Genomic DNA, 25,358 nt, shown 5'->3' with positions numbered 1-25,358 from the left:
GAAAAAACAGCTCTCCTCCTTCTATTGAAAGGCCTCCTTTCCTTCCCCCTTTCTCACCCCATAACAACCTAATATTTCCCACTCATAGTAACACCCGTTATTATGTATGTCAATACATCTATCACACCGTTATTGATTTGCCACAATCCGGCTCCCCATATGAATAATATCTTCTGGCGCATTCAATACCCAAATCCTTTAAAAATAAGGCATTCAGGCTAATTTACCCACTCCCTTCAGTAGATAGATGTTCCAATGTGAATTGAAGTGTTACAAATGAATATTAAAAAATCCCATAACACTCGTTATCATCCAGAGTGCTACGGGATTTCGCCCGTATGTAACTCTAAAGTTGTTAGCCGCCCGTTCCGTCTGGATTTTCCTCCGGAATCCGGTCGGCGGATGATCTTTCCTTGTCTACTTTTCATTTCAGGTTACGGTCTTTTCAGCCAAGGAGAGGTACTAGCTGTTCCTATTTTTCCTGTGATCGTCATCCAGACATTGACGCGGGTCCATATGTATAAGCTCCCATTTTCCTCCCTGCCCCTTCCGGTACTGAGCCGTCAAAACATCCGTATCATTCGTCAGAACGAAGAAGATAAACCGATATTCCCTCCCGTCCGTCCCGGAGAAATCAATCTGCTTGATATAACCGTCCTGGCGGGTAGGCTTTCTCTTCTCCACAAGCTTGCACCAATTGCCGTATTCGATATCGACAACGGCCTCGGCCATGTGATTCCAATGATGGTAAGCTGCACATAAGAAATCCTCCCCTTGCAGCTCGACATCGGAAATTTCATAACGATCCCCGTTTTGTTGAATATAGACATAACCATAGTAATATGCAAAATAAGTGTTGGCTTTGGAGGAACCTTCAATTGTCTCCAGTTCAATAAAATACCGTTCTTCCCCCGGCCGGTCCGGGTCCGCCGGAACCTGACGGAGCTTAATCAGGTTAATATGGGCAATCTCCTGGAAGGACTGTATATATGCCTTATAAGAGAGTCTGTTCCGATATGCATCCGACAGAAAATGATAAGCGACCGGATAAGGGATCTTCGCATTTCCAATCGTTCCGCAGCCTCCCGTCGTTTCGCATAAATTTTCAGCCTCCCGAAGAATGCTGAAATAATTGAGAATGGTGTTCTCGGGGGTATCCATCAAAGACGAAGGGAGCTTGATCTCTTCCACCTTTTTATCATAATAAGGGTCGAAAAATTTCCCGTTAAACCGGTCGTTGAGAACGGGCAGCCTGGAAGGGCGGAAATACCGCTCCACATCCTTATCCTCCCGGATCGGTGCGCTCGCACTAAGGTCATCATCTTCACAATTTGCGGATGCTTGAACCAATCTTGCACCCATAACCGCCGCTTCCGATGGAGCGGAATCCCAGCCGAACCGGAGCACCAGAGCCAGGCCGATTGCCAGAAGCACAATGATCCCCCACTTTATGGGCTTCGCACGGATTGTCAGAAAAATAATGCCTCCCCCTTTATATTATCATTTTTGATATTAATTTCCTTCCATTCAGATAACCGGATTCCGGGCAGAAGTCCTACAGTCTGTGGGGTGTGTCTCTTACAAAGCTTGAGGAGTTGAATGACTTTTTGGGGTTGGTGGCTGCTGCTGAGAGTAGTATAGTACTATTCGCTTACAAGGATGAACCGTTAGGAGACTGCAGGATACGCCGTCCCTACTGATATATTCAAAGCGCAGCTTGGACAGAACGCCAAGTTGTCCATTAACCGGACGACTATGTTATCATTATCGATACCAATAACAAAATGCAGCAAAAAACAGGCTCCACCAATGGGTGAAGTCTGTCCTCACAGAAGAATTACTTGCTTGCGTGCTTCCATGGAGCCGCAAGACGTGGGTCCGCTGATCATGGAATCATTAATAAGGAAAGAAACTTACTTGTCTGCGGAATAAACTTAATGGCGGGCCTCGATAAATTGAAAACCGGGGGTTGAGCCGCCGATCGCCACGAAAGAGTGGGTCAGCATGCTTCCGTCTTTGAGCTTGCGGACCCCCTTCAACAAAGGGCTATCCGTGATTCCGGTCGCCACAAAGAAACAGTCTTCCGATCTAACGAGATCGTCGATCGTCAACCCTTTGTCGGGCTCGGACAATCCCATCCGGACGCAGCGCTCGTACTCTGCCCGGCTGTTAGGGACCAATTGGGCCTGCAGATCTCCCCCCAGGCATTTTAAAGCGGCTGCTGCAATGACTCCTTCGGGTGCGCCCCCCGTACCCGCTAGCAAATCAACATCCAGCTCTTCCAATGCAGTAGCTATGGCACCAGTAATATCACCATCGGAAAACAGCTTCACCCGAGCCTCCAAATCGAGGACTTCCCGAACTAAACCTTCATGACGGGGGCGATCCTGAATCATGACGGTCAGATCTTGCACCTCTTTACCCAGAGCTTTGGCCACCGCTTTCATATTTTCCGTTAAGGAAGCCTGGATATCTATGCACCCTTTGGCTTTAGGGCCAACCGCTATTTTCTTCATGTACATATCGGGAGCATGCAGCAAGCTTCCTCTCTCAGATGCGGCTATAACGGCCATAGCATTGTCCTGGCCCTTGGCCATCAAGCTGGTTCCTTCCACCGGATCCACAGCGATGTCCAGATGAGGGCCCTGCCCCGTTCCCAATTCCTCGCCAATGTAAAGCATAGGGGCTTCATCCATCTCCCCTTCTCCGATCACGATGACTCCCTTCATCGGAATGAGGTTCATCTGACGGCGCATCGCTTCCGTCCCGGCCCCGTCCGCTTCATTCTTATTCACCTTGCCGATCCAACGATAGGAAGCGATGGCCGCTTGCTGAGAGACGGTAAGAAAGCTCATGGCTAATGCCTGAACACTGCCCGCATCGCTTATCCTCCTATTGGCCTCCATCCTGTTCACCCCCCACAGGTAATCTCCTTCATGCTTATCGTGCTCTTACCGGGCTTGCAAAAATTGCCGCTCCTTATCGATAATTTGCTGCACTTTTCTGGCGGATCGGCCCCCGGGAAACTCGGATTCCAGATAGACTTTAACAATCTGCTTGGCTAATTCTATCCCGATAATTTGCGCCCCCATGGTGAGAACCTGGGCATTGTTGCTCTTCTGCGCTCTTTCAGCCGAATAAGTGTCGTGGCACAAAGCCGCACGGATACCCGGAACCTTGCCCGCCGCAATAGCTACTCCTATCCCCGTCCCACAGACGAGAATTCCTCTATCTAGTTTCCCTTCCGCGATATCGCCCGCAACCCGGAAAGCGACCTCCGGATAATCTACTTCCGTACAGGAGTCGTTGCAGCCGTAATCCGTTACTTCATGCCCCAGCCCCCGGATATGCTCCTTCAAGCTTTCCTTCATGTCAAAAGCATTGTGATCGGACCCTATACCGATTCTCATTTCCTATTCACCTCGCGAGATGTGATTATTATCGTTTATTTTTATTTATTATCATTTATATATTTATTTTTTCATTTATTTCGAAATTTGTCAATAATAATTACGTTTTGTTATCGTTATTAATTGTTTTATAGTTATTCCTTGCGGAATTCCCGCTATTTATCTCCGGCAACCTACTCCATTTGAAGAAAAATTCGACATTCCCTACTCATTTGATTTATAATTTTCCTGAATTGGGTAGAATAATATATTAACTCCTCTCTATCACTTATCGCGATCCATTCGGGCTGCAAGAAACCGAGATTTGCTCCTCCAAGCCACCACGACTGCCTTCTAGTCTGTTTATTGTTTTCTTTTGTGTTATAACGCTTTAATTTTTATTTTGTCGTATTTTACACAACAAATGATGTATGATGTATTATGAAACAAGAAGGAATGGCTCGCCATTCTATGCACCGATCTCACGCTGCCAGCAGAAGAGATCATCCGGATTTACGGAATCGGTTGGGACATCGAAGTGTTCTTTAACTTCAACAATGGATGGAAGGTGTGCCCAGTTACATCAAGGCTTATCTACCGAAATTAGGCTGCGAAAGTTGCACACGAGGGAAAGCCAACGTCGCATCTGGGTCGGTGAAGACATCGCAAAGACGAGCAAAAATACATTAAAATCGTGCCCTTTTCCAAAAAGAAGGTGAAAGACGCTCAAATGTGCACGTCTTTTTCACAAAATGGGGCCATTTCGCAAAAATCGCTCCAAAGACGTGCATTATTGCTCTAGAATAGGGCATTGCGTGGCTTTTTCTAAAAAAGACCTGCATTATTGCTCTAGAATCAGGTATGTGGCGACTTTTCTCCCAAAAAGACGTGCATTATCGCTTTAGAATAGGGCACTCCGCGGTTTTTTCCCAAAAAGACCTGCAGTTTTGCTTGTCTTTTACACCATCCGGTAGACGATCCGGGGTTGTCCAAAAAAGTTCACTATAAAACGAAAATCTACTAAGTTGCCAATAGGATAGGCAGCGATAACCGCGTTTTCAGTTATCCGGGTGGGACCGCCGACATATATGCTCACTCCGTCGATAGTTCTATCAGTAAACAGGTGCTGCAGACTCTTACCCGGAGATGCGGCCGAAATATACTCAGTGCGCAGGTGAATAATACAATGCAAAAAATGTTCGCTCCCGAAAGAAGACAAATTATACTGGAGAAGTTAAACAAACACCAAAGGGTGACAGTCAAAGAGCTGTCCCGGGAAATTAACGTGTCTGAGGCTACGCTTAGAATGGACCTTACCAAAATGGAAGAGGACGGTCTGCTTCAGAGAACCCATGGTGGAGCCATTTCCATCCAAAACACGGATCCGGAAACGAGCTTTTTTACCCGTGAGAAGAAAAATAAGAGCGAGAAATCGGCTATCGCCAAGAAAGCGCTGGAGCTGATTGCCGACGGGCAGTGCATCATGCTGGACGCCAGTTCAACCGCGCTCGAATTGGCCCGGATTCTGAAGGAGAAGTCGATTCGGCTCACCGTCGTTACGAGCGGGATTAATACTGCTCTAGAGCTGCATGAGCATCCGGATATGACGGTCATTTTGCTGGGCGGCATTGTCAAGAGAGGCTCCTATTCCTTGGAGGGCAGCCTGGGAATCCAGATCCTGAAGCAGATTAATATCGACTTGATGTTCACTTCCGCCAACGGCTTTTCCTTCGAAGCGGGCTTGACCGATTTCAGCGTCTACGAGGTCGAATTGAAGAAAGCGATGGTTCATGCGGCCAAGAAGGTGGTGGCCCTGCTCGATCATAGCAAGATCAATAAAAATTCGATCGCTTCTTTCGCTTCCCTGGATGAGATCGATATTCTCATTACCGATTACGCCATGCCGGACAGCGAGCTGAAGGCCTTGAAGGGACAGAATATTGAAGTTCTTATTGCACCGACAGACGAATAATCCGGATAAATAATTGTATCGCGGTTGAGCCTGATCATACGAAAACCTGCCCCGGACATTCCCACGGAGCAGGTTCTTTGCTTTATTATTATCGGCGGAACGGAACATCATTTCATCTTGCGAAGAAGCTCAATAATATAAATCACGTTGCGAATAATGTGATAAGGGTCCTTGACCGGCAGCGCGACTACCTTCTCTATCGGCTCGCCGTTCCGCTTGCGAATCTGAATCCACTCCCCGACTTTCCTGTCGGGATTGGGGAACGTGGAGAAGGTATAGTCATGCACCTTCCGATAGTCATCCAGAAATTCCGGGTTCCCGGTCAGATGGTAGCACAGCAGCGTAGTATAGAGCGCCTCGGAATGCACCCACCACAGCTTGTTGTCCCAATTTTCCCGGATCTGCTTGATCATCGGCTCCGACTCCAGACCGGCCGGTGCCTTCCCAACAGGAGGTCCGCCCAAGCGGTCCATGAACAGGAGCAGCCCTCCATACGGTTCGTCCCAGCCGAGCTCGAACATTTTCTTGGTCGTACGTACCGCCTTCTCCACATAGTCTTCCAGTCCCAGCTTCTGCGCGGCATGAATCAGGAACCACATATCCTCGATCACGTGGCCGGGATTGCAGTATCTCCCCAGCAGTGTATCGTCGCGGCCGTTATCGGAGCGGATCATTTCGTTCAGTACCCCGGATTCATCCATGAAGAGACAGATCTCCTCCATGCAATTCCTCATCATACCGGCCAGCCTGTCCGTATCCTCGTCCTTCAATGAGACGGCGGCTTCCCACAGCTCCTGGGTAACATTCAGCAGAATCATCGGAATGTTGTGAGACTTGTATCCTTCGGGAGTAGGATAAGGGGCCATGTGGTAATCCCGGCGGGCTATCCGGTCGGTCACCGAATCGTACAGGGATCTCGCGAAAGACAGCGCCTCCCGGTCCTCGGCCGCCGACGCATAATGGGCCAATCCGGCAATGACGAAGCAGTCGGCAAAGATGCTTGAATCGTAGGGATCACCCGGTTGATTGACTTTCGGGCGGCCTTTCTTATCCATGACGAAGGTGCAGTGGCCGTTTTCCAACAGACAGTGCTTCCTCAGGAACGAAGCGCCATGACCGGCCAGCTTCAGAAAATGCCTGCGCTCCGCGTCGCTGAAAATGCCCGAATCGCTCGTCGCCAGCTTGGCGTACATCCAGACGAACCTTCCCTGTGACCAAGTGTACTTGTCTTCGCTGACCAGCACAGCCCCGGTATTGTCATAGCAATTAAAATAACCCCCGTCCTCCCAATCGACAGACTTCAGCCAGAACGGCAGCAGAACATTTTTTAAGTGATCCGTATAAAAATCCAGCAGTGCATCTCTATTCCAATTATCGGTTATCATCGTTAGTTCTTCTCCTCCATTCCCGGATATTCCCTGACTACTCTCGCCATCTCGGAAAGATCGTGATCGCCGTAGCCCTTCAATTGTCCCAGCCGAAGCAAATTCAGCCCGCCATCCAGTACGAAGGAGGGCATCGAGTATTCTTCGAACAGCTTCTTCACGTATGTTATGTCTTTAAGCGCGAGATCAAGAGAGAAGGACGGCTCGTAAATCTGATCCACGATCTTCGGCCCGTTGCTCTGATACATGGCGCAATTGACGCCGCTGTGACCGATCGTCTCGAACAACTGCCGGGTATCGAAGCCCAGCTTCTCCGCCAGCGGAAAAATTTCCGAATAAAGCGCGACATACATAATCGCCAAATAATTGTTGGCCAGCTTGGCAATGTTGCCTGAGCCCGGCCCGCCCATGTATTGAACCCCCCGGGAAGCAAAGCAGCTCATTATCCCGCGGGTATCCTCGAACGTCTCCTTGTCACCTCCGAATGTGACCATTAGCGTCCCCTGCTCGGCATGGGCCGGGGTCCCCATCAGAGAAGCATCGGCAAACCGGCCTCCGGCTGCCCGGACCTCTTCGTGCAATTGCTTCGAGGACAAGGGATAGCTGGTGCTTAAATCGATGATGATTTTGCCCTTCACCCCGTGGGCTATCCACTCCCGAACGGTTTCCTCGACCTGCACCGATCCCGGCAGGGACAGGAAAATTACATCGCTACCGTCCAGAAGCTCCCTACCGTTCTCAGCAATATTCGCATAGGAGGCAAACGGCTTCAACAGTTCGCGGTCGATATCGTATGCCGTGACGGAATACCTCTGCTTGATCAAATTCCGGCAGATCCCGCTACCCATCCTCCCCAATCCGACCATTCCGATTTTTGTCATGGCAGTCTTCCTTCCTTATGAATGGATATGTAATAAGTGCGTAAGCTTTTTCATACCGACTAGAAAGCGATCCCTTCCATATTTAGCGTAGCTCTTTCTCTGCAGGTCGCTTAACCGGGAAATCCTCCGACAGCGGTTTTTCTCATTACAACTGCATGCTTCGCTCGGCAGACTCCTTGAAATAATTAGGATACTTCTTTAACAGCTCGTCCTTCTCAAAGCGGGATTTTACATGGATTCTCAGCTCCCGCTCCGCCATTTCGAAATCGCGCCGGCGGATGTATTCGACAATGCGGGTATGCTGCAGAATAATCGTTTCCCAGTCAAAATAAACCTCCAGCAGCAGATTGCGGAATCGCTTGTAATGGCCAAGCATCTGCTGAATGACATTCCACGTCCGGGCCTTGCCGCATTTGTAGAAAATAGCGCGATGGAATTCCTCGTCCAGCTCATGCATCTTCTCATAGCTGTCATGTCCAGCGTAGATGACTTGCTGGGATATAAGCGCTTCCAAATCGAGCAAATCCTTCTCACTAAAGCTTCTGCAGGCGATATTCAAAACGGCCACTTCCATATTCTCACGGACAAAGCGAGCCTCCTCTACTTGCGCCATATCGATCAACGATACAAACGAGCCCTTCTGAGGATAGATAACAATCAGCTCTTCCTCCGCCAGCTTGATAAATGCTTCCCGGGTTGGAGTCCGGCTTACCTGAAGCCTCTCCGAAATCTCCTTCTCGGAGATGAGCATTCCGGGCTTAAGCCTCATGTTCAATATGCTATCCTTGACGGTGTTATAGACATAATCACGATTCGAGCCTCTCTGAGTCACCAAACTAATCTGCTCCAGTTCTTTGATAAACTATATTCAACCAAATCATACTAGTATACTAGTATACTAGTGATACTAGCATGATTTGGTTGAATGTTCAACAATTTTCCATATTTCGCCGAAAACAGACAAATTCCTGCTTCTATCCCCTTTTCTTCCTTGTTCTTCACTTACTTCCCGTTCCTATATATAGAGGCCCCGCACCCTGCATTGCATAAGACACCGGACCGGGACTAACCCCGGTTATCCCTCTATACTGCGGGGCTATGGCGGGATGCCTCATTGCGCCAATAATAACGGCAGCTTCGAAAGGATCTATAACGGAATAAAGAGCCTTTCCCTAAATTGGGAAAAGACTCTTTATTCTTTACCGTCAAATTGATGCAGCGAAAGAACATCCCTTGAAACACAGACGTTCAAAATTATTCAATAGGATGACTCACTTCGCCTTGGCGGCGAGATAGGCTTCCTTGTATTGGGCGGCGCGCTTGGCTACCAAGCTGAAATCGCCGGTCTTGACCGCTTCCGCCGTCAGGTCGGAGCCGATGCCTACCGCTACTGCGCCCGCGCGGATCCAATCGCCCAGATTATCCAGCGATACTCCGCCTGTAGGCATAATGTTGGCTTGCGGGAGCGGGCCTTTGACCGCTTTGATCATTGCCGGCGAGAACAGGTTGCCCGGGAACAGCTTGACGATGTCCACCCCGAGCTCCAGAGCGCTCTGGATTTCCTGAATCGTCATCACGCCCGGCATGACCGGAATCCGGTAGCGGTGGCAGAGCGTAACCGTTGCCGGATTGAGCGAAGGCCCGACGACAAATTCGGCGCCGGACAGAATAGCTGCTCTCGCCGTCTCCGGATCGAGCACCGTTCCCACCCCTATGATCGCGAACTTCGCGGGATCTTCCGCCGTTGCGGAGTAGCGCTTGCCCAATTCTTCAATGGCGCGCAGCGCAAAAGGAACGGTCATCGTCACCTCGATGGCCTTGATTCCACCGGCAATCGCCTGCTCGGCCATCTCCACTACTTGCTCCGGAGTATCGCCCCGCAGTACCGCGACTACTCCTTCTTCCATCAGCTTGCTTGTTACGATCATTTTCTTCATAGAAATCACACTTCCGTCTGTTAAGGTTTAGTTGTTTCCTGACATTCGGTTATCTTTCAACATGGGCTACCCGATTCAAGGTCGCCTGCACCTGTTCCCAGGTCGGGATGCCTTCCCAGTCCCCCTCCATCTGAATGACCATGGCTCCGACCAGGTTGCCCAGACGAACGGCTTCGTCAAGCGAGTAGTTCTTGAGCAAGCCGGCAATGAATCCTGCGCAGAAGCCGTCACCGGCACCGACCGTATCGACCACCTGCTCCACCTTGAAGTATGGAATGGAGCGGGCCTTCCCCTGCTCTACAATAAAGGTCTCGGCGTCCCCGCCCTTGACGATGGAAACGGCTTGCAGCCGACTTAGCTGTTCCACAATCTCATCGAAATTATCCGTCTGATACAGCAGCTTAAGCTCGTCCAGGCCGGGCAGGAAATAATCCGCCTGCTCTGCAAACGTGAACAAGGTTTCCCGTGCCTTGTCGACACTCCACAGCTTCAGGCGCAAATTCGGGTCGAAGCATACCTTTACTCCGTTGCGGCGGGCGATGGCAATCGCTTCGGCTACGGTATCCCGGCAGCTCTCGCTCAATGCCGGAGTAATGCCGGTCACATGGAGAATAGAGGCCTGACGAATATAGGATTCGTCCAGATGCACGGGCTCCATTCGGCTGGCTGCCGAGTGCCTGCGGTAATAGTAGACCGATGATTTACCGGCTACATTCTCCCGCAGAATGAGTCCTGTCGGAGCCTCCGACGTCAATTCCGCCCGGGAGACATCGACGCCTTCCCCGCGGATACGCTTGAGAATCATCCGCCCGAGCGGATCCTCTCCCAGCCGGCCAAACCAGCCTGCCCGGTGGCCAAGACGCGAAATCCCGATGGCTACGTTGCTTTCAGCTCCCCCGAACGACTTCTCCAGATGGGAGGTATATTCGATTCCTTTGGAGCCATTAGGCATCAGAACCGCCATTGTCTCTCCGAACGTGACAACCTCAGGCTGAAACATTTGCATACGGTCCGTCATCTTATCTGCTCATCCATCCGCCATCGACATCAAGCACATGGCCGCTCATATAATCCGATGCTGCAGAAGCCAGGAAGATAACGGGTCCTTGCAAATCTTCCGTCGTTCCCCAGCGACCGGCCGGAATCCGCTCCAGAATCGCTTTGTTACGGTTCTCATCGGCGCGGAGAGCAGCGGTATTATCCGTGGACATGTATCCGGGAGCGATTGCGTTCACATTGATTCCCTTACCCGCCCACTCGTTAGCCAGAGCTTTCGTTATTCCTGCCACACCGTGCTTCGCAGCCGTATACCCGGGCACGTTAATTCCGCCCTGATAACTGAGCATCGAAGCGATATTAATTATTTTTCCCGACCCTTGCTTGATCATTTCGCGTCCGGCCAGCTGGCACAGGAAGAAGACCGAGTTCAGGTTGAGGTTAATGACGTCATGCCAATCCTTCGCAGAGTGATCGGCTGCTGGAGTACGACGAATGATTCCGGAGTTGTTGACCAAAATATCAATCTTCCCGAAAACTTCCAAAGTTTCGTTGATCACTTGCGGAAGCTTGCTTTCATCGCTAAGATCAGCCACAATGGTATGAGCTTTGCGTCCCATGGCTTCAATCTGGTTATGGACTTCGCGAGTCTTGTCGCGGCTTGTAACAATGGCAACGTCCGCTCCCGCCTTGGCCAAACCCAGTGCCATTCCTCCACCCAGGCCTACGGCCCCGCCAGTGACGATAGCTGTTTTTCCCGTAAGATCAAATAAATTCATGAAAGCAGCACCCCATCCGTTATTCTTTATTTGAAGAGCGGACACCCTTGTCCGATTCTCCCCCCATTATAGTCCAAACCCGGCTGATGTGCCAATAACCGGCAAGGATTTAACCAAGTGCGCACTCCTCAATCTCGAATCCGAGGTCTTCGATCATCCGGTGATCGGCGAGCGACTCCTGACCTTCGGTAGTCAAGTAATCTCCGACAAACACGGAATTGGCCGCATACAGGCTGAGCGGCTGAAGCGAGCGAAGCTGCAGCTCGCGTCCCCCGGACACCCGGATTTCCTTAGACGGGCAGATGAAGCGGAACAGAGCCAGTACCTTCAAGCATCGGCGGGGGTTCAGGTCGTTCCGGCCGGCCAGCGGGGTACCTTCGATCGGATGAAGGAAATTCACGGGAATGGAATCGGCTCCGAGTTCTCTCAAGGACCAGGCGATTTCCACAATTTCCCGATCGCTCTCGCCCATGCCGATGATACACCCGGAGCAAGGCGACATTCCGGCGGTCTTGGCCTTCTCTACCGTCTGAACCCGATCGTCATAGGTATGGGTCGTCGTTATCCGGCCGAAATGGCTGGAGCTCGTATTCAAGTTATGGTTATACCGGTCCACTCCCGCTTCTTTCAGCCTCCGAGCCTGCTCCTCATTCAATATGCCGAGGCAAGCGCAAATTTTCATCGGCATCGTCGCCTTGATTTCCTGAACAGCCGCCACTACCTGGTCCACCTCCCGGTTGCTGGGACCCCGGCCGCTCGCCACTATGCAATAGGTGCCTGCCTTAAGCTCCATCGCTTTGCGCGCCCCATCCACCAAGGTATCTTTCTCCAGCAAAGTATATTTTTCAATCGGCGCATTGGAAACGATCGACTGCGAGCAGTAGCCGCAATCCTCCGGGCACAGCCCGCTCTTGGCATTCATTATCAGGTTCAGCTTTACTTTATTGCCGTAATAATGCCTCCTCACCCGGTAAGCCGCCTGCAGAATAGCCAGTAATTCGCTGTCATCCGCCTGAATCACGGACAAGCTCTCCTCCATGGTGAGTCTTTCCCCGCTTAGCGCTTTGTCCGCATATTCGTTCCAGTTGATTTGCTGCAGCTTTGTCATATGTATTTTCCTCCCGTAACCCTGTTTTCTTCTCGAATAATCATGTGAAAATGGACTTTTATATTTAATTGTAAACCATTTTTCATCGTATATAGGTTAACATTTTACATCCGCTGTTGTACATCTTTAATTTGTAAGAGCTCTTCGGGATGCGGGAACAGCCGATTAGGTCACCTGGGCGTTTATTCCAAAGCCCCATCGGGTAAAAATATAAGGAGAAGCCGATAAACGGCTATCGCCGTCCTTAGGACGGGCGCGTTTACCGATGAAATATAAGAACAGGTATAGATGAAAACTTATACTTTCTTATATTTGAACATAGTCCGGTCAAGGAAAGGAGGTGAGCGGGATGACGGATTGGCTGCAGCCCTGGGGATCGGTTCTATTGTTTACCGTCGTTATTGTGGTCACCTGTACCCTTACGGCTATTGGTGTCATGCTGTTTCCGGCCAAAAAGGAGGAGCAAGCCGAATTTGAGGAATGGACTCCTTTTTTCCAGGAAGTGAAACCAGCGATGAATAAATATGAATGGTCTGAAGAGGAGAAGCAAGACGATGCGAATGAGGAGTCGGATGCGGAGGCCGGTTTATTTGCGGACGATAATCGGTCTTATGACGGAGAAGAGCCGGAATACTCCCGGTAATGCTTTGATTTTGCACAACAAGACGGCCCGTCCGATGGAAACGCGACAGCCTGGCATACAGGATTACCTGAATAGAAATCGCAATTCGGAAGAACCTCTTCTCTATCTCGATTTCCGGCGGTTTCATCGGACGAGCCTGCACTCGGCGTGCTAGGTCGTTGATTACCCTTTCAGCAAAAATTCATTACCGTCTATATCTTTAAACCGGGCATAAGTTCCCCAGGCCATTTGGTTGGGGGGCTCCATAAATTCTACCCCATTGCCGGCCAGGCGGTCGTAGGTGCCCTGAATGTCTTCGCATTCGAATACAATAGAGGCTTTCAACTCCTCGGAATTCGGCATCAATTTCTTCGGATATAGGACGAGGCGCGATTGAGCTCCCGGGGGCGCGACTTCCATCCAGCGAGCTTGGGGGCCCATCGGATGATTGGCCACCACTTCAAAGCCGACCTTCTCGGTCCAAAATTGCAGTGATTTCTCTTGATCCTCCACATAAACCGCAACTGTAGCTATCTGTTTGATCATCATTATCCATCCTTTCGTCCCCAATAATCGTTTCATAGATATTGTTCGTATCCCGTCAGCAAATTATGGCGAAGGCTAAGCGATCTGCCGCCACAGCCCCCTGACGTCTGGAGTGCTTAACTGGACTTTATTATTCTGTCTTCTTCCCCGGGAGCTAAAACCCGGAATCCCCGATTCACCCCATAATCTCGTAAAAATGCCTATCCTGCTGCTCCCCGGATTCTATCTCTATTGCCCCATCATGGCTGTCTACCGGGTTCTACCCTATTGCGCCCATCCTGGCTGTCTACCCGGGTTCTACCTTACGCATCGGCTTTGACATTTTTTTCATTCCAATGATATATTAAACTTGTAATACTTATTACAAAATTACATTCGGGTGTTTATTTATGAGCAGAAAGTCAAAAAGAAGCATCGTCATCTCCGTAAGGCTGGATGAAACCACTCTCCAGGCGGTGGATTTGTTGGTCAATTCTGGGCTTGCGCAAAGCCGCTCCGAAGCAGCCTCCCAATTTGTCAGCATCGGGGTGCAGTCCTCCGAAGAGCTGCTGCTCAAGGCCAAAGCCTTGGAGGCCCAAGTCCGCGATTTGAAGAACGAAATGCTCGACGCGGTGAAGAGCCATAATCTGGACAAAGTCAAGCAGCTTCTGGATATCGATGAGAAGCTGAAGGACGCCAAGACCGAAGAGGGCCAAACCGCCATCCTGATGTCCGCTTACTACCGGGCTAACGAGATCCGGGAGCTGCTCCTGCAAAGAGGGGCCGAGCTGAGCTTGTATGAGGCGGCCGCAGTCGGCAATACATCGAGAATCCGGGAGCTGGTAAGCGCGTCCCCGGAATTGGTCAACAGCCACAGCTTCGACGGGTACACCCCGCTCGGTCTTGCGGCGCATTTCGGCAACGAGGAGGCGGCGGCTTATTTGCTCGACAACGGGGCCGATCCCAATCTTAAAGGGAAGGACGGCAAGCTTGACAATACTCCGCTGCATGCCGCCATTGCCGCCAACCATCTTAATCTCGTCAAACTGCTGCTCCGGCACGGTACCGACATCGATTCGCAGTGTGAGGGGGAGGCTCGTCGCGGCTTTACTCCTTTGCATGTTGCGGCCCATTTCAACCGGACCGAAATCATCGGGCTGCTGCTTAAGGAAGGCGCCAATCCCCGCATTGTAAACAGCGATAAGCTAACGCCGGAAGAATACGCACGGATGAAAGGCAATCTCGAAGCCGCCCGCCTTATTATGGCGGCTGCTAACCCTGCAGATGGGAGGGATCCAATTTGAAGCTTCCCGTCATTAACGAGGAATGGGCCCGGCGGATTCAGCAGTCGGAAGTCGAATTTTTTACTTCGAGAATCAGCTCTATTGGCGAACGGGAAGGAAATCCGAACGGCGTCGAAATTCGGCGTTTCGGGAAATCGACGGCCTTCTATGTTAGAGAAATGCCCTGGAGCCTGTTCAATTCCGTAAAAGGGTTCTCCCACGAGGACCTGAAACGGCTGGAGGAAATCGTTCAATTCTACCGGGAACGGCAGAGAGCCTTCCAGATGGATATCAACCCTGTCGACTGCAGCCCGGAGCTGTTCAAGGAACTGGCCCGGCATGGCTTGCAGCAGGAGGGCTTCCACTCCGTCCTGTATGGGCTGCCGAAAGCCGAACTGCCCGCGCTGCCCGCAGAAATCTCCATCCGTGAAGTGAAGGATGAAGAGGATTTCCAGCACTATGCGGAAGTTCATTGTGTCGGATCGGGGATGGCCCCGGTACACAAGCATCATTTCTTCAATAACAATATCGGCCTGCTGGGAAGGCCGGGCTGGAGAATCTACCTGGCATCGTGGCAGGAGCAGCCGGCTGCCGTAGCTGTCATGCATATAAGCGATGACATCGCTTCCTGCACTCTGGCCGCAACCGCTCCTCAATTCCGGAGGAAGGGGCTGCATACCGCGCTTCTGTTAAGACGGATGCATGATGCGTATAAGGCGGATTGCAGACTCGTAGCGGCACAGGCGAGCTTCGCCGGCACCAGCCAGAACAATATGGAGAGAGCCGGGATGCGAATCGCGTGGACGCGCGCGGTCTGGGGCACCGTTACCACCTAGCCTTGAACCTTTGCTCGCTCTCATCACTTGAATCTTTTCTAACGCGACTATCATCGATTTCGATTAATGCTTTTAAATATTGCTTGCTTTAATTAATGCTTTAATAAATGACCTTAATCAATCGCCAAGGAGAGGATAGCCCTATGCCGGAACTTGCCCCTGATTTAGTCAAAGATTTTGTGTACCAGGCTCATGCCGATTTCGATAAGGTTAAGGAGATGCTGGAGCAGCACCCCGGGCTGCTTAATGCCGCATGGGATTGGGGCAATGGAGATTGGGAGACGGCATTAGGCGCAGCAGCCCACATGGGCAGGCGCGACATCGCGCTCTATCTGCTGGAACAAGGGGCCCGAATCGATCTGTTCGCCGCCGCCATGCTGGGCAAGCTGGACATCGTCAAAGCCATCCTTCAGGATAACCCGGAAGCCCTTCATTCCAAGGGACCTCATACCATTCCGTTAATCGGGCATGCCAAAGCGGGAGGAGAGCATTCGTTAGAAGTGGTTCGGTTTCTTGAAGCTCTTGCTGTATAGTCGCCCGAGTACAAGGCTCCACAAAGTAACGTATGGCCTTCGAAGCGTATTCCGGGTACTTTGCGGGGAGCCCCGTAAATACCCCACAAAGTGACGTATGGCATTCCGGGTACTTTGCGGGGAGCCCCGGTACTTGAGATGAATAACCCGGTATTAGAGGTACCTTTTTATGCCGACTGAAATTTGGCCCCATGTTAATGCTTTATTGCTAACCTTTCAAACGTAGTTAGAAAAAGCCTGCAAATCTGCATGCTTTTGACCGTTTGGCTCCGTGCCCACAGCAAAGCCTGCTAAAATACATCTTTATTCTCGTTCTAGGAGCCTTCGGGCGAATTTATTCGAAAATTCATGCATTATCGCAGCTTTTCTCCTTGAGTACCACGAATCGGCTCATAATTCATGCATTATCGCAGCAATTTCTCTACGGCCCCGCTTTATGGTGTCTAAACGTTCCTTTTCATGGCCACTTACTCATAATGACTTTGCTTTGATGGGTGGCTTTAACATCCCTTTAACAGGGAGCCCCGGAACTTTACAAAGCCCCGATAAGCCGTACATATACAGCTTACCGGGGCTTGAACACACAGGCTTACAGAAGCTCCACCAGCCGGCGGTAGGCCTGAACTGCTCCGATCTCCGCCTGTTTGGCCCCTCTCATTAAATCAGCAGCCGCGTAACGCCGCTCGACATCCGGAATCGGTCCGAACGGCTGCATCCACGGAAACATTTCGTTCAACTGCCCGAATGCTTCGTTCAGCTTCGCAGCATAACCGATGGCCGCATCGAAAGCGGCATCCAGAGCCGGATCGTTCAGCCGTTCCTTCGCCTCGATGAGGAACCTCCAGCCGGAGTGACGCAGCTCCCTCCAGGCATTGGCATGCAGCCCCAAATACCAGCCGTCATACTGCCCTTTCTCCAATGCCCGTATAAGAACGTCAAACGCATCCGGCCCGGTGACCATGCCCGGCTGCGCCCACTTGCCCGCAGGATCGGCGAACTCCACGGCGAGCTGCAAGGCTTCCCGCACCGCCGTGCGGTCGCTGGGAGCCGGCTTCGGCCTGGCCCAATATAGCCGAACCTCCCCCTCCTCCTGTGGAGACAGAATAGCGCCCCTCTGCTGATTTCGCTGACATTCGTCACAACGGCATACCGTTCGAACCGGGCCCTCGTCCTGGAAGTTCACCCGGCGAGCCGTACAGGGCTCACAAGGGCATTGCCCGGAACCGTACATCGTCCAAGGGATGGCCCGCTCCGACGGCCCATGCCATGAGCTTGTATAATATCCGTCCCGGTCATACCCGCGGATAATCGAGTATTCGCCTCCGGGGAAATCGACAGCCCGCCCGAAGCAGGCCCAGCCTTCATCTATCGCCTTCCTTGCGGCGTCCCATGCCTCCCGCAGCAGTGAGCGGTAGGCTTCGCCACGGGCGCAGCCTTCCACCCCGCCGATGTCCAAGCCGATGTTGCCGAACAATTCAACCAAACGACGCTCCGGCAGCGGGATGCAGAAATCATGGACGTTAATCCGTTCATGCATGGCAAATAACAAGGGCCTTCCGGTGATTCCCTGCAGCCAGGCATCGGAGCAAGCAATCCCGTAATAGTTAACTATTCCCCGGTAGGTATTAAAGGGAGACATGCAGCTCATGCCGTGGTAACGCAGACCTTCCAGCATTGTTTGATGGCCCAGCTCCTCCGACAGCCGCCGCATGATCTCCGACACGGAGCTTTCCAGAGAAGCCGCGCGGCTAATCGAGTCCGCAGCCTTCGTCTGCCAATCCGGGTCTGACGGTCGCGAAGACGCGCCATCCAGAAACCATCGCTCCGCCTCGCCGAGAGCGGCGGCAATCGTTTGATATAACCGGCTCCCTTCTTTAATCAGTTCGGTCAGGGAAGGACCGGCTTGCTCCATGCTCCGGTGCAAATACAGTACAGCCTGCTCGCGGGCCTTCCGCCACTCCGAAGCGATTCCGGCATGCCGGGAAGGGTCGTCCGCCGTATCCGAAATGGCCTCAAGCCATTTCCTGTACGCATGAGCATTGTCCTCCCCCGCCTTGGCAGCCAATCGGAAGGCTGCTTCCATTTGATGACGACGGTCCGTCCCCTCAACCTGACGCACCGAATAGATTCGCGGCGCCTCTCCTTCCTGAAGCTGTTCATCCGGATAGAACGCCAAACCGCCTCTTTCCGGGCATTCGAATATCAGGGATCGCCCCTCGCATCCGGTTACGGCCATATATGGCCGTTTCCCCTTAAAGCCGGCGAACAACGGCACCCCTTCCGCCAGCAAATCCGCTGCATGATCCGTCTCCGCCGGTTGGATGTCAATCCCAAGCAGACGGGCCTGTGCCTGCAGGAGGCGGAGATTCTCGTCATCCTTGTCAAATACGCTGCGGGGAGGGAAGAAGGCCAGCCCGCTCACCCCCATCCAGTCGCTCTCGTCGATATAGCGGTTATAATAATGCATGGCTCCGAGCAAGCATGCCCACAGGGAATGCTCATGCGGCGCGGGCCGATATCCGGGAAGTGTGAAGGTTCGGCTCTTCGCTGCTCCATTGTCTGCGGCGGATACGAAGTCGGCAGGCCGATGCTCCTTCACGGCCAGCATCCCCACCCGCAGATTCGCCCGCCAGCCGGTACGAATGCCGATCGGACCTTGGAGCCCGCGATAGTTTCCCGGAAGCGCAAACCGCTCTTCCCCATTCACGAGAAAGCGCATGACATCCTCCGCAATCACCCATTCCACCTGATGCCAACGGCCGGCCGGCACGCTGCCCAGCCCAGGCATATTAAAGGCTTGGCCCGTCACCGGATGCCGAACATGGAGAAGATCCTCCCGCCGGTCCCAGTTCAGTATGACCTGCCCTTTTCCATAGACAAGCACAATATTGGTGCTGTCCGTCATCACGGTCGCTTCAAGCGATAGCGGGGTCCGATAATGACGCTCCGTCAAGGCGGGATGGATGCCGAACGAATCCGTGAACTGCATCCCCTCCGCCATACGTACCGGCTTACTGTCCGGATGAGCGACAAGCCGGTCCACAGACCGTCCCTCCCGATAAACGGTTATCCATACCAGCTCTTCGGTTGCTGTGCTATGGGCCATCTGCTCTTTCATCATCGTCCCTTCCCCTCCTCTTCATTCGAAAGACAGCGGGACAACCGCCTTAAGGCGGTTAATCCGGCCTCTTCACAAGCTTTGATTTGCTGCAGCAGCCTGACGGCTTCCTTCGCTTCTTCCGGGTCCAGCGGATCTCCCCCGGATGGAAAAGGAAACCGGGAAGCCAACCGGGCGAAGCATGCGGCCGCCTCGTAGTAATAACCCTCCGCTTCGAACGCAAGACGTTCCTTCTCCCCTTGCCAGCCTGCGGTCCATTTTCTTAAAAATCGAACGGCATGCCGCCTGGCATCGGCTGCAATTAATAGCGTATAGCTGTTGCCCAACGCATCTACCGTACCGTTGCGAATAGCCGCCATCCAGGCTTCATAGGAGGCTAATCCGTTAGCATAACCCGGGAAGGACCGTTCGCCGTATGCATGGGCTTCCACCATCGCAATAGCTCTCTTCAAGGCTGCCTCCGGCGAAACCGGAGAAATATGCCGGTCAGGCTCCATAGCCAGCACGAACACCCCTCCGTCCTCGCCGCGCCCTAGCCGGTCGTACGCAATCTTGCCCGGTCCGCTGCCGTCATCTCCGGTGAATTGCTGCCGGGCATCGTCATAGCCGTAGAGCAGCCCGAATTTCGGGGCGAACAGGTCCCAGGCGATAACGGCACGTCCGGCCGCAATCTCTTCCCTCGCCAGCGCGACGGCCTCTCCCAGCATGTACGCGGAGGGAGCCGTACCGCCGTCTCCAACATGCCGGGCCCGCAGCCCCAGGTTGGCCAGCCCTTCGGCGAAGACCGGCTCCCAGAAATACATGGCCGGTCCCGACACCCCTATCCTGGACGCATCCAGACTGATGCGGAACGCCTGACCGGTTAGCCCCATAACATCGGATACCGTCACATCCCCGCAGCCGATATTCCGCATATATAGAAAGGCACAAACTGCAAACGAGGTTTCCGCGCTTCTCCATTCTTCGGCAGTCCATCGCATGGGCAGAAGATTGTTGGCCTTACGCAGCATTCCGTGAGAAGCGGCTTCCATCCTGTCGCGCAAATATTCGCGCACTCGCGCTTGTTTGACCTTATGCCGTGAACGGGAGATCGCTTTATATACGCTCCCTTCGCTCATTCCCAAGGCGTCTGCAATCTCCCGGGGCGACAGCTGCCGGAACACATGGGCTTCGAACACCTCCCGTTCTCCAGCCGATAATCCGTGCAGCATTCGATGAACCGCGGCAAAAAACTCCCTCTGAAGCCACACACGCTCCGGATCGGCTGCCCCCACGGTCGGCCCCTCCGTATTCCTCGCAAGCCGGTATAATAAGCTGTCCAGATCGGGCCTCAGCTCGCCATTAGCTCCCGCATCCTCTTTAACCGGCAGGCTGCTGAACACCGTTTCGCGGGATACTCGCGCTGTCCGACGCACATCCATTAACGCTTCGTTGCGGACGATCCGGGACAGCCATGGGGCAAATCTCTCCACATCCGCAAGCCGGTCTATATGCTTGAACGCCTGAATCAAAGCATTCTGTACGACATCCTCCGCCTTCATCCGGTCACGGACAATCCTCCTGGCAATTCCGACGGCTCTTTCCCGATGCAGCCGGACCAGCTCGCCAAATGCCTCCGAATCCCCTTGCCGGGCTCTATTCACAAGCACGGTCTCCCTCTCGTCCATTTCGATTGGCTTCTTCGTTCTCCTCCCCTCCTTCACCGCATAATAGGATAGATGCTCTAGGGCCCGGATTTTGGACATATTTAACGAAAAAAGTTGGCCCAAATAGAAAAATTTATTTCAGACTGCGATTCTCCATCTGTTTTCCAAGCGCAGCCCTGGTATGTTATCTCTTTAGAACGTTGAAATAACGGGTACTAACTAATTCGCAATACTGCCCGCCACTCCCTTCTACAAAAAAAAGAAAACCGCGACGCGACATTAATCGCTGTCTGGTTTTCCATCGTCACTGATGCTGTTACAAAGTTATTTCACCCTCAGCGTTCTCATCCGGTTAATGGCGGCGGCGAGCTCGTGCTTTCGCGGCAGCGCCAAATCCCCGGGATGCTGTCCACGAAATGGCGAAATCACATCCAGCCCTTCTCCGGCCACCTGCTCATATAGCCGGTCTATCGCTTCCCTCAAACCTTCGCCTTTGCTAAAGCTGCGACGGAACAGGATCCGGAGCATATCCGCTATCGCCCGGGTTTGGCTCGGATCCGCAAGCTGCTCCACGTTCGACAGGTCGACCTGCGATCGGCCGATCAGAATCGCGGATAAACCTTTCGCCGAAATCTTTTCCTTCTTGCCGGCAGCAGCATCGAAGCTGTCAGGAAGCGGATAACGCTCTGTCGGCGCCGTGAACCCCTCGCCCCGTTCCGTCTGCCGGCGGCTATCGAGCTCGCGCGCAATGGCGAGGGCCTCCTCCGTCACATCCCTTGGAGAATACTCATCCATCATAATTACCCGGTCGGCCGCGTCGAAATAATCTCCGGAGCCCCCCAGGACGATAATGGTGGATACTCCATGCCGGTCATACAGTTCCCGGACCCGGTCGATGAACGGGGTGATCGGCTCCTTCTCCTTACCCACCAGCCGCTGCATTCTGGCATCCCGCACGAGGAAATTCGTGGCGCTCGTATCCTCGTCGATCAACAAACAGCGGGTTTTCATTTCGAGCGCCTCCATAATGTTTGCCGCCTGAGAAGTACTTCCGCTGGCATCTTCGGTCGTAAACCGGTTCGTATCTTTGCCGAACGGGAGGTTGGAGATAAACGGAGTAATGTCCACCTTCTCCACCCGGCGACCGTCCTCCGCCCGAATCTTGCAGGCGCTCTCGTCTGTAATGACGTACTCCCTTCCGTCCCCCGGAAGGTGGTTGTAGACTCCGCGTTCTATCGCCTGCAGCAGCGTGCTTTTGCCATGGTAGCCCCCGCCGACGATCAGTGTCACTCCCTCCGGAACAGCCATACCGGTAATTGTCGTTCCATCCGGCAGCGGAATGCTTCGTTCCATGGACGGAGGAGCCTGGAACGGAATAACGTTCCCGCGGCTCAACGGGCGATTGCTGACGCCGCTTTCCCTGGGCAGGATCGCCCCATTGGCGACAAAAGCCACGCATCGTTCGCGCTTCAAATATTCGCGAATCGCCTGTTGGCGGTCCGCCGTGCGAAGATGCTCCTGCAGTGCCTCCCATGAGAAGCCGCTCATGGCCTGCAGAACGATATCGGGCACTACGCGGCACAGCAGGCCGGCCGCTTGTTTGCCCAGAATACGCCGATCGGCCGCCGGCAGGCCGACCGACAAGCGCACCTCCACCTGCTCTAATCGGGCGACGACCGCCGTCCTCATCAGCACCTCCTGGCCCGGAGCGTCGATCCAGATCAACCCGCTGGATCCCGTCCCGCCGTCCCGTTTGGCAGCAGGCTGCTTAGTCCGAATCGTCTGTCCCACCTCACGGGCAAGGAAGTCCTCCAGCGCTGTTTTTCTCCAAGCCGCCTCCAGCCATTCGGCCTTGAACGGCTTGCTTAGCGGATTCACCACCACGCGAATTCGGGACGGGGACGCGAACGGATCTCCCTGGACATAGTCTATATGCAGCGTGAAGCCTTTTCCATCATAAGAGCCCTGTATTTCTTTATAAGCTTTGTATCCTTTGCCATCTATGGCTTGCAGCTTGCGTTCCAGCCTTTCCACCTTTAAGTTCAACATCCTTTCCGGCAAATTGTCCATATAGCTTTCGACCGTATTTTTCCTGTATCTGCTCAATAAAAGTCTGCCCGACGGGTATATTCGTGCATACTTAATTCGCGTTATATTGATTACCTCATGAAGGGTGAGCGGCATGGGCAACTAAGTGGATTTCATACAGTTATATTTCTATATTTCGGAAGAAATATGGAGACTAACTGGAAAACCTACAGCTAATTTGCGCCAAAACAGCCGTTTCGCCCAAAGTTGCCCATTTTAACTGTAGTTTATCCAGTTGGTTTGATCATTTTCGCCCATTCGCTTGAATCTACCTGTACAAAATACAGCTAGACGCACCATTCCGCTTGCAACGGCACCAGCAGATTATCGAAATAGATGGATTCAAGCTAGTACAGCCATTATTGGAAATGCGCTCCAAACTGCCAGCATAAAATACAGTTAGATCGCTTCTCTCATGCTAAACCTATCATCAATTACAAGATTCCGTGGAAGGACCGGGAACAGGAAGAGGCCGGCAACGTGATTCACCATAGCCCAAGGCGAGGTTTTGGCGCTCTCCTCCCATTGTTAAATACAATGCCCCGCGATTGTAAATTCCTTAGTATGAGGAGATAGGGATACATTCATTTCGTAGTGCAGCTCCAGTTCCCGTTCTTTGAAACTCAGTGTGTAGGTCACCAAATAGGGAGTTTTCAACATGAATTCGGAATGTAGCCTAGCCAAAATCTGAGAGATTCACGTTGTGACAAGGCATTTTCGTCATAAAAAGTTGCCAATTTTTTTGCAAAATAAACAGGACACTGCAAGCCTCTTGTCAAAGGTTAAACCACCACGAATAACCAACGAGAGGAAGTGTCCCTAGCAACATGGTACCACAAGCAACGAACCATGCGCCAGAACGAAAATCACGCCGCGAACGCCGAATTGAAATTCTTGCGGAGCGTCGCCGAATCAAGCAGATCATGAAGAAGTTGAGACCGGTCACATTCGACAACAACACCGTCACGGAAGCCGGGAACTTCCAGTTCCTTGCCAGGTTCAAGGAACTCATCGGTCTGGACACCCTTATCGAGAGTCACGTTCATCTGGAACAAAAAGCCAACTGTGTCTACACGGCCGAAAAGCTCGTCGATCACCTGCTGGACTGCGCGCTGCTCGGCCACACACGTTTTTCACATATGAATGCCCTGCAGTCGGACCCTGGTTACCAGATCGTTACCGGCATCGAGCGTTTTCCTGACGAAAGCACCTTTCGCAATTTCCTGGGCAAACTCACCTGGAGCCATCTGATTCAGCTTGTCGCGTTAAACCGGGATTTGCTGGCACATAAGGCGCGGACGGGCGAAAAGCGCCTGGTCTGGATCGACATCGACGACACGGTCATCACGCTGTTCGGGGAGCAGGAAGGCGCGACAAACGGCTACAATCCGCGTTACCACGGACGTCCCTCGTACAAGATCCGGGTTGCTTTCATCGCCGGAAGCGGCGAGCTGATCCACTTGCAACTGAATCCCGGCAACATGAACGGCATGAAGGATTTGCTCTCGTTCGTTAAAGAAGTCGAAGCGATGCTGCCGCCGGAATGGATCGTCGAAGGCATCCGGGCCGACTGCGGTTTTGCCGACGAAGCTGTCATGGCGTACGCCGAAGAACGCGGCTGGCAGTACATCTTCAAGCTCCCGAAGAAAGCGACCGTCAAGAAGGCCATCGCTTATCTGCAGCAGCATCCCGCCTTTTGGGAGACGCTGAACGAAAAGGAAGAGCACATTACGTTCGCAGACGAGGATGATCGTTGGGCTGCTGCCGACATCCCGATTCTCCTTACCAACTGGGAGAAAGCCAGGCGCTGTGTCATCTACCGGGAAGCCCACGAAACCGAGCGTACAACCGATGGCCAATTGACGATGGCTCTCACGACCTATTCCTTCCAAGCCATTGTCACCAATACCGATCTCAAGCCGCTCATGCTGCTTCGCTCGTACAACAAGCGCGCCAACATCGAGAATCGCATCGATGAATTGAAAGAAGGTTATGCGGTGGAACAAAACAGCCAACATTCCATGCTCCGCAACCTGCTGTTCAGCTGGATCAAGGCCATTGCCTACAACGTGATGGTCTGGTTCAAACAGACGCTGATGCCGGAAACCTTGCAGCGGTGCGAAGTCCAAACGATTCGCCGAGCGGTGATCCGGGTACCCGGCAATGTGGTCGGCTCCGGTCGCTACCAGCATATCCGGCTTGCGCCGAATCCGACGCTCGCTGGCATCGTCGACACCATGCAACACAAGCTTAGAGCGTT

General features: G+C 52.7%; 20 protein-coding genes. 6 read left to right on the top strand and 14 right to left on the bottom strand.

What is annotated here, in order from left to right; genetic code table 11:
- Positions 1 to 462 precede the first annotated feature (462 nt).
- From FS806_RS18935 to rpiB, 3 genes are all read right to left on the bottom strand, one after another.
- Complete coding sequence (locus FS806_RS18935; protein WP_144939755.1) at positions 463 to 1,434, bottom strand: hypothetical protein; 972 nt, start codon at positions 1,432 to 1,434, stop codon at positions 463 to 465.
- A 500-nt stretch (positions 1,435 to 1,934) separates the two neighbouring features.
- Complete coding sequence (gene glpX, locus FS806_RS18930; RefSeq protein ID WP_144939753.1) at positions 1,935 to 2,906, bottom strand: class II fructose-bisphosphatase; 972 nt, start codon at positions 2,904 to 2,906, stop codon at positions 1,935 to 1,937.
- A 45-nt stretch (positions 2,907 to 2,951) separates the two neighbouring features.
- The gene (rpiB, locus tag FS806_RS18925; protein ID WP_144939751.1) at positions 2,952 to 3,410 is read right to left on the bottom strand and encodes a ribose 5-phosphate isomerase B; all 459 of its coding nucleotides are present in this window, start codon (positions 3,408 to 3,410) and stop codon (positions 2,952 to 2,954) included.
- 1,165 nt (positions 3,411 to 4,575) lie between these two features.
- Here rpiB and FS806_RS18915 point away from each other — a divergent pair.
- Positions 4,576 to 5,361 (top strand): DeoR/GlpR family DNA-binding transcription regulator, encoded by a 786-nt coding sequence (locus tag FS806_RS18915; protein ID WP_260982165.1) that lies wholly within the window; start codon positions 4,576 to 4,578, stop codon positions 5,359 to 5,361.
- A gap of 107 nt (positions 5,362 to 5,468) precedes the next feature.
- On the opposite strand, the gene FS806_RS18910 is transcribed toward FS806_RS18915, so the two are convergent.
- The 7 genes from FS806_RS18910 to bioB all read right to left on the bottom strand — a co-directional run bounded on the left by FS806_RS18910 (position 5,469) and on the right by bioB (position 12,447).
- Positions 5,469 to 6,746, bottom strand: a complete 1,278-nt coding sequence (locus FS806_RS18910) for an AGE family epimerase/isomerase (RefSeq protein WP_144939749.1) — start codon at positions 6,744 to 6,746, stop codon at positions 5,469 to 5,471.
- Between the two features lie 2 nt (positions 6,747 to 6,748).
- Positions 6,749 to 7,627 (bottom strand): NAD(P)-dependent oxidoreductase, encoded by an 879-nt coding sequence (locus FS806_RS18905; protein ID WP_144939747.1) that lies wholly within the window; start codon positions 7,625 to 7,627, stop codon positions 6,749 to 6,751.
- A 145-nt stretch (positions 7,628 to 7,772) separates the two neighbouring features.
- Positions 7,773 to 8,459 (bottom strand): GntR family transcriptional regulator, encoded by a 687-nt coding sequence (locus FS806_RS18900; RefSeq protein ID WP_260982168.1) that lies wholly within the window; start codon positions 8,457 to 8,459, stop codon positions 7,773 to 7,775.
- A 439-nt stretch (positions 8,460 to 8,898) separates the two neighbouring features.
- Positions 8,899 to 9,564 (bottom strand): bifunctional 2-keto-4-hydroxyglutarate aldolase/2-keto-3-deoxy-6-phosphogluconate aldolase, encoded by a 666-nt coding sequence (locus tag FS806_RS18895; protein ID WP_144939737.1) that lies wholly within the window; start codon positions 9,562 to 9,564, stop codon positions 8,899 to 8,901.
- A gap of 49 nt (positions 9,565 to 9,613) precedes the next feature.
- On the bottom strand, positions 9,614 to 10,582 hold the full coding sequence (locus FS806_RS18890) for a sugar kinase (RefSeq protein WP_260982164.1): 969 nt from the start codon (positions 10,580 to 10,582) through the stop codon (positions 9,614 to 9,616).
- Between the two features lies 1 nt (position 10,583).
- Positions 10,584 to 11,339 (bottom strand): 2-dehydro-3-deoxy-D-gluconate 5-dehydrogenase KduD, encoded by a 756-nt coding sequence (gene kduD, locus FS806_RS18885; RefSeq protein ID WP_144939735.1) that lies wholly within the window; start codon positions 11,337 to 11,339, stop codon positions 10,584 to 10,586.
- Between the two features lie 109 nt (positions 11,340 to 11,448).
- Positions 11,449 to 12,447 carry a biotin synthase BioB gene (bioB, locus tag FS806_RS18880; protein WP_144939733.1) on the bottom strand — a complete coding sequence of 333 codons (999 nt, stop codon included), beginning with the start codon at positions 12,445 to 12,447 and terminating at the stop codon, positions 11,449 to 11,451.
- A 349-nt stretch (positions 12,448 to 12,796) separates the two neighbouring features.
- Between bioB and FS806_RS18875 the strand changes: the two genes are divergently transcribed.
- A complete protein-coding gene (locus FS806_RS18875) occupies positions 12,797 to 13,090 on the top strand; it encodes a hypothetical protein (protein WP_144939731.1) in 294 nt (97 codons plus the stop codon).
- Positions 13,091 to 13,252: 162 nt separating this feature from the next.
- Here FS806_RS18875 and FS806_RS18870 read toward each other — a convergent pair whose 3' ends face one another.
- Positions 13,253 to 13,615, bottom strand: coding sequence for a VOC family protein (locus tag FS806_RS18870; RefSeq protein ID WP_144939729.1), 363 nt, complete (start codon positions 13,613 to 13,615; stop codon positions 13,253 to 13,255).
- Positions 13,616 to 14,004: 389 nt separating this feature from the next.
- Between FS806_RS18870 and FS806_RS18865 the strand changes: the two genes are divergently transcribed.
- The 3 genes from FS806_RS18865 to FS806_RS18855 all read left to right on the top strand — a co-directional run bounded on the left by FS806_RS18865 (position 14,005) and on the right by FS806_RS18855 (position 16,246).
- Positions 14,005 to 14,898 carry an ankyrin repeat domain-containing protein gene (locus tag FS806_RS18865; RefSeq protein ID WP_144939727.1) on the top strand — a complete coding sequence of 298 codons (894 nt, stop codon included), beginning with the start codon at positions 14,005 to 14,007 and terminating at the stop codon, positions 14,896 to 14,898.
- Positions 14,895 to 15,713 carry a GNAT family N-acetyltransferase gene (locus FS806_RS18860; RefSeq protein ID WP_144939725.1) on the top strand — a complete coding sequence of 273 codons (819 nt, stop codon included), beginning with the start codon at positions 14,895 to 14,897 and terminating at the stop codon, positions 15,711 to 15,713. The genes FS806_RS18865 and FS806_RS18860 overlap by 4 nt, the downstream gene beginning before the upstream one ends.
- A gap of 143 nt (positions 15,714 to 15,856) precedes the next feature.
- Entirely contained in the window at positions 15,857 to 16,246 is a 390-nt protein-coding gene (locus FS806_RS18855) for an ankyrin repeat domain-containing protein (RefSeq protein WP_144939723.1), read from the top strand.
- Positions 16,247 to 16,835: 589 nt separating this feature from the next.
- On the opposite strand, the gene FS806_RS18850 is transcribed toward FS806_RS18855, so the two are convergent.
- The 3 genes from FS806_RS18850 to FS806_RS18840 all read right to left on the bottom strand — a co-directional run bounded on the left by FS806_RS18850 (position 16,836) and on the right by FS806_RS18840 (position 23,116).
- Complete coding sequence (locus FS806_RS18850) at positions 16,836 to 19,367, bottom strand: hypothetical protein (RefSeq protein WP_144939721.1); 2,532 nt, start codon at positions 19,365 to 19,367, stop codon at positions 16,836 to 16,838.
- Positions 19,364 to 21,109: an RNA polymerase sigma factor gene (locus tag FS806_RS18845; RefSeq protein ID WP_144939719.1), complete on the bottom strand. Its 1,746-nt coding sequence runs from the start codon at positions 21,107 to 21,109 to the stop codon at positions 19,364 to 19,366. Before FS806_RS18845 ends, FS806_RS18850 begins: the two co-directional genes overlap by 4 nt.
- 225 nt (positions 21,110 to 21,334) lie before the next feature.
- Positions 21,335 to 23,116 carry an ABC-ATPase domain-containing protein gene (locus FS806_RS18840; RefSeq protein WP_313960604.1) on the bottom strand — a complete coding sequence of 594 codons (1,782 nt, stop codon included), beginning with the start codon at positions 23,114 to 23,116 and terminating at the stop codon, positions 21,335 to 21,337.
- A gap of 809 nt (positions 23,117 to 23,925) precedes the next feature.
- On the opposite strand from FS806_RS18840, the gene FS806_RS18835 reads away from it, so the two are divergent.
- A partial coding sequence (locus FS806_RS18835; RefSeq protein WP_144939717.1) for an IS1380-like element ISPaen1 family transposase occupies positions 23,926 to 25,358 on the top strand: 1,433 nt, incomplete at its 3' end.

This window comes from Paenibacillus sp. 32O-W, assembly GCF_007679495.1.
Classification (GTDB): domain Bacteria; phylum Bacillota; class Bacilli; order Paenibacillales; family NBRC-103111; genus Paenibacillus_L; species Paenibacillus_L residui.
This window is presented reverse-complemented; position numbering and strand designations above follow the sequence as displayed.

Coding starts and splice junctions, on each gene's coding strand:
- FS806_RS18905 (WP_144939747.1), bottom strand. CDS start 7,627: ATGACAAAAATCGGAATGGTCGGATTGGGGAGGATGGGTAGCGGGATC.
- FS806_RS18890 (WP_260982164.1), bottom strand. CDS start 10,582: ATGACGGACCGTATGCAAATGTTTCAGCCTGAGGTTGTCACGTTCGGA.
- kduD (WP_144939735.1), bottom strand. CDS start 11,339: ATGAATTTATTTGATCTTACGGGAAAAACAGCTATCGTCACTGGCGGG.
- FS806_RS18845 (WP_144939719.1), bottom strand. CDS start 21,109: ATGTCCAAAATCCGGGCCCTAGAGCATCTATCCTATTATGCGGTGAAG.
- glpX (WP_144939753.1), bottom strand. CDS start 2,906: ATGGAGGCCAATAGGAGGATAAGCGATGCGGGCAGTGTTCAGGCATTA.
- FS806_RS18915 (WP_260982165.1), top strand. CDS start 4,576: ATGCAAAAAATGTTCGCTCCCGAAAGAAGACAAATTATACTGGAGAAG.
- FS806_RS18895 (WP_144939737.1), bottom strand. CDS start 9,564: ATGAAGAAAATGATCGTAACAAGCAAGCTGATGGAAGAAGGAGTAGTC.
- FS806_RS18875 (WP_144939731.1), top strand. CDS start 12,797: ATGACGGATTGGCTGCAGCCCTGGGGATCGGTTCTATTGTTTACCGTC.
- FS806_RS18855 (WP_144939723.1), top strand. CDS start 15,857: ATGCCGGAACTTGCCCCTGATTTAGTCAAAGATTTTGTGTACCAGGCT.
- FS806_RS18850 (WP_144939721.1), bottom strand. CDS start 19,367: ATGATGAAAGAGCAGATGGCCCATAGCACAGCAACCGAAGAGCTGGTA.
- rpiB (WP_144939751.1), bottom strand. CDS start 3,410: ATGAGAATCGGTATAGGGTCCGATCACAATGCTTTTGACATGAAGGAA.
- FS806_RS18870 (WP_144939729.1), bottom strand. CDS start 13,615: ATGATCAAACAGATAGCTACAGTTGCGGTTTATGTGGAGGATCAAGAG.
- bioB (WP_144939733.1), bottom strand. CDS start 12,447: ATGACAAAGCTGCAGCAAATCAACTGGAACGAATATGCGGACAAAGCG.
- FS806_RS18865 (WP_144939727.1), top strand. CDS start 14,005: ATGAGCAGAAAGTCAAAAAGAAGCATCGTCATCTCCGTAAGGCTGGAT.
- FS806_RS18910 (WP_144939749.1), bottom strand. CDS start 6,746: ATGATAACCGATAATTGGAATAGAGATGCACTGCTGGATTTTTATACG.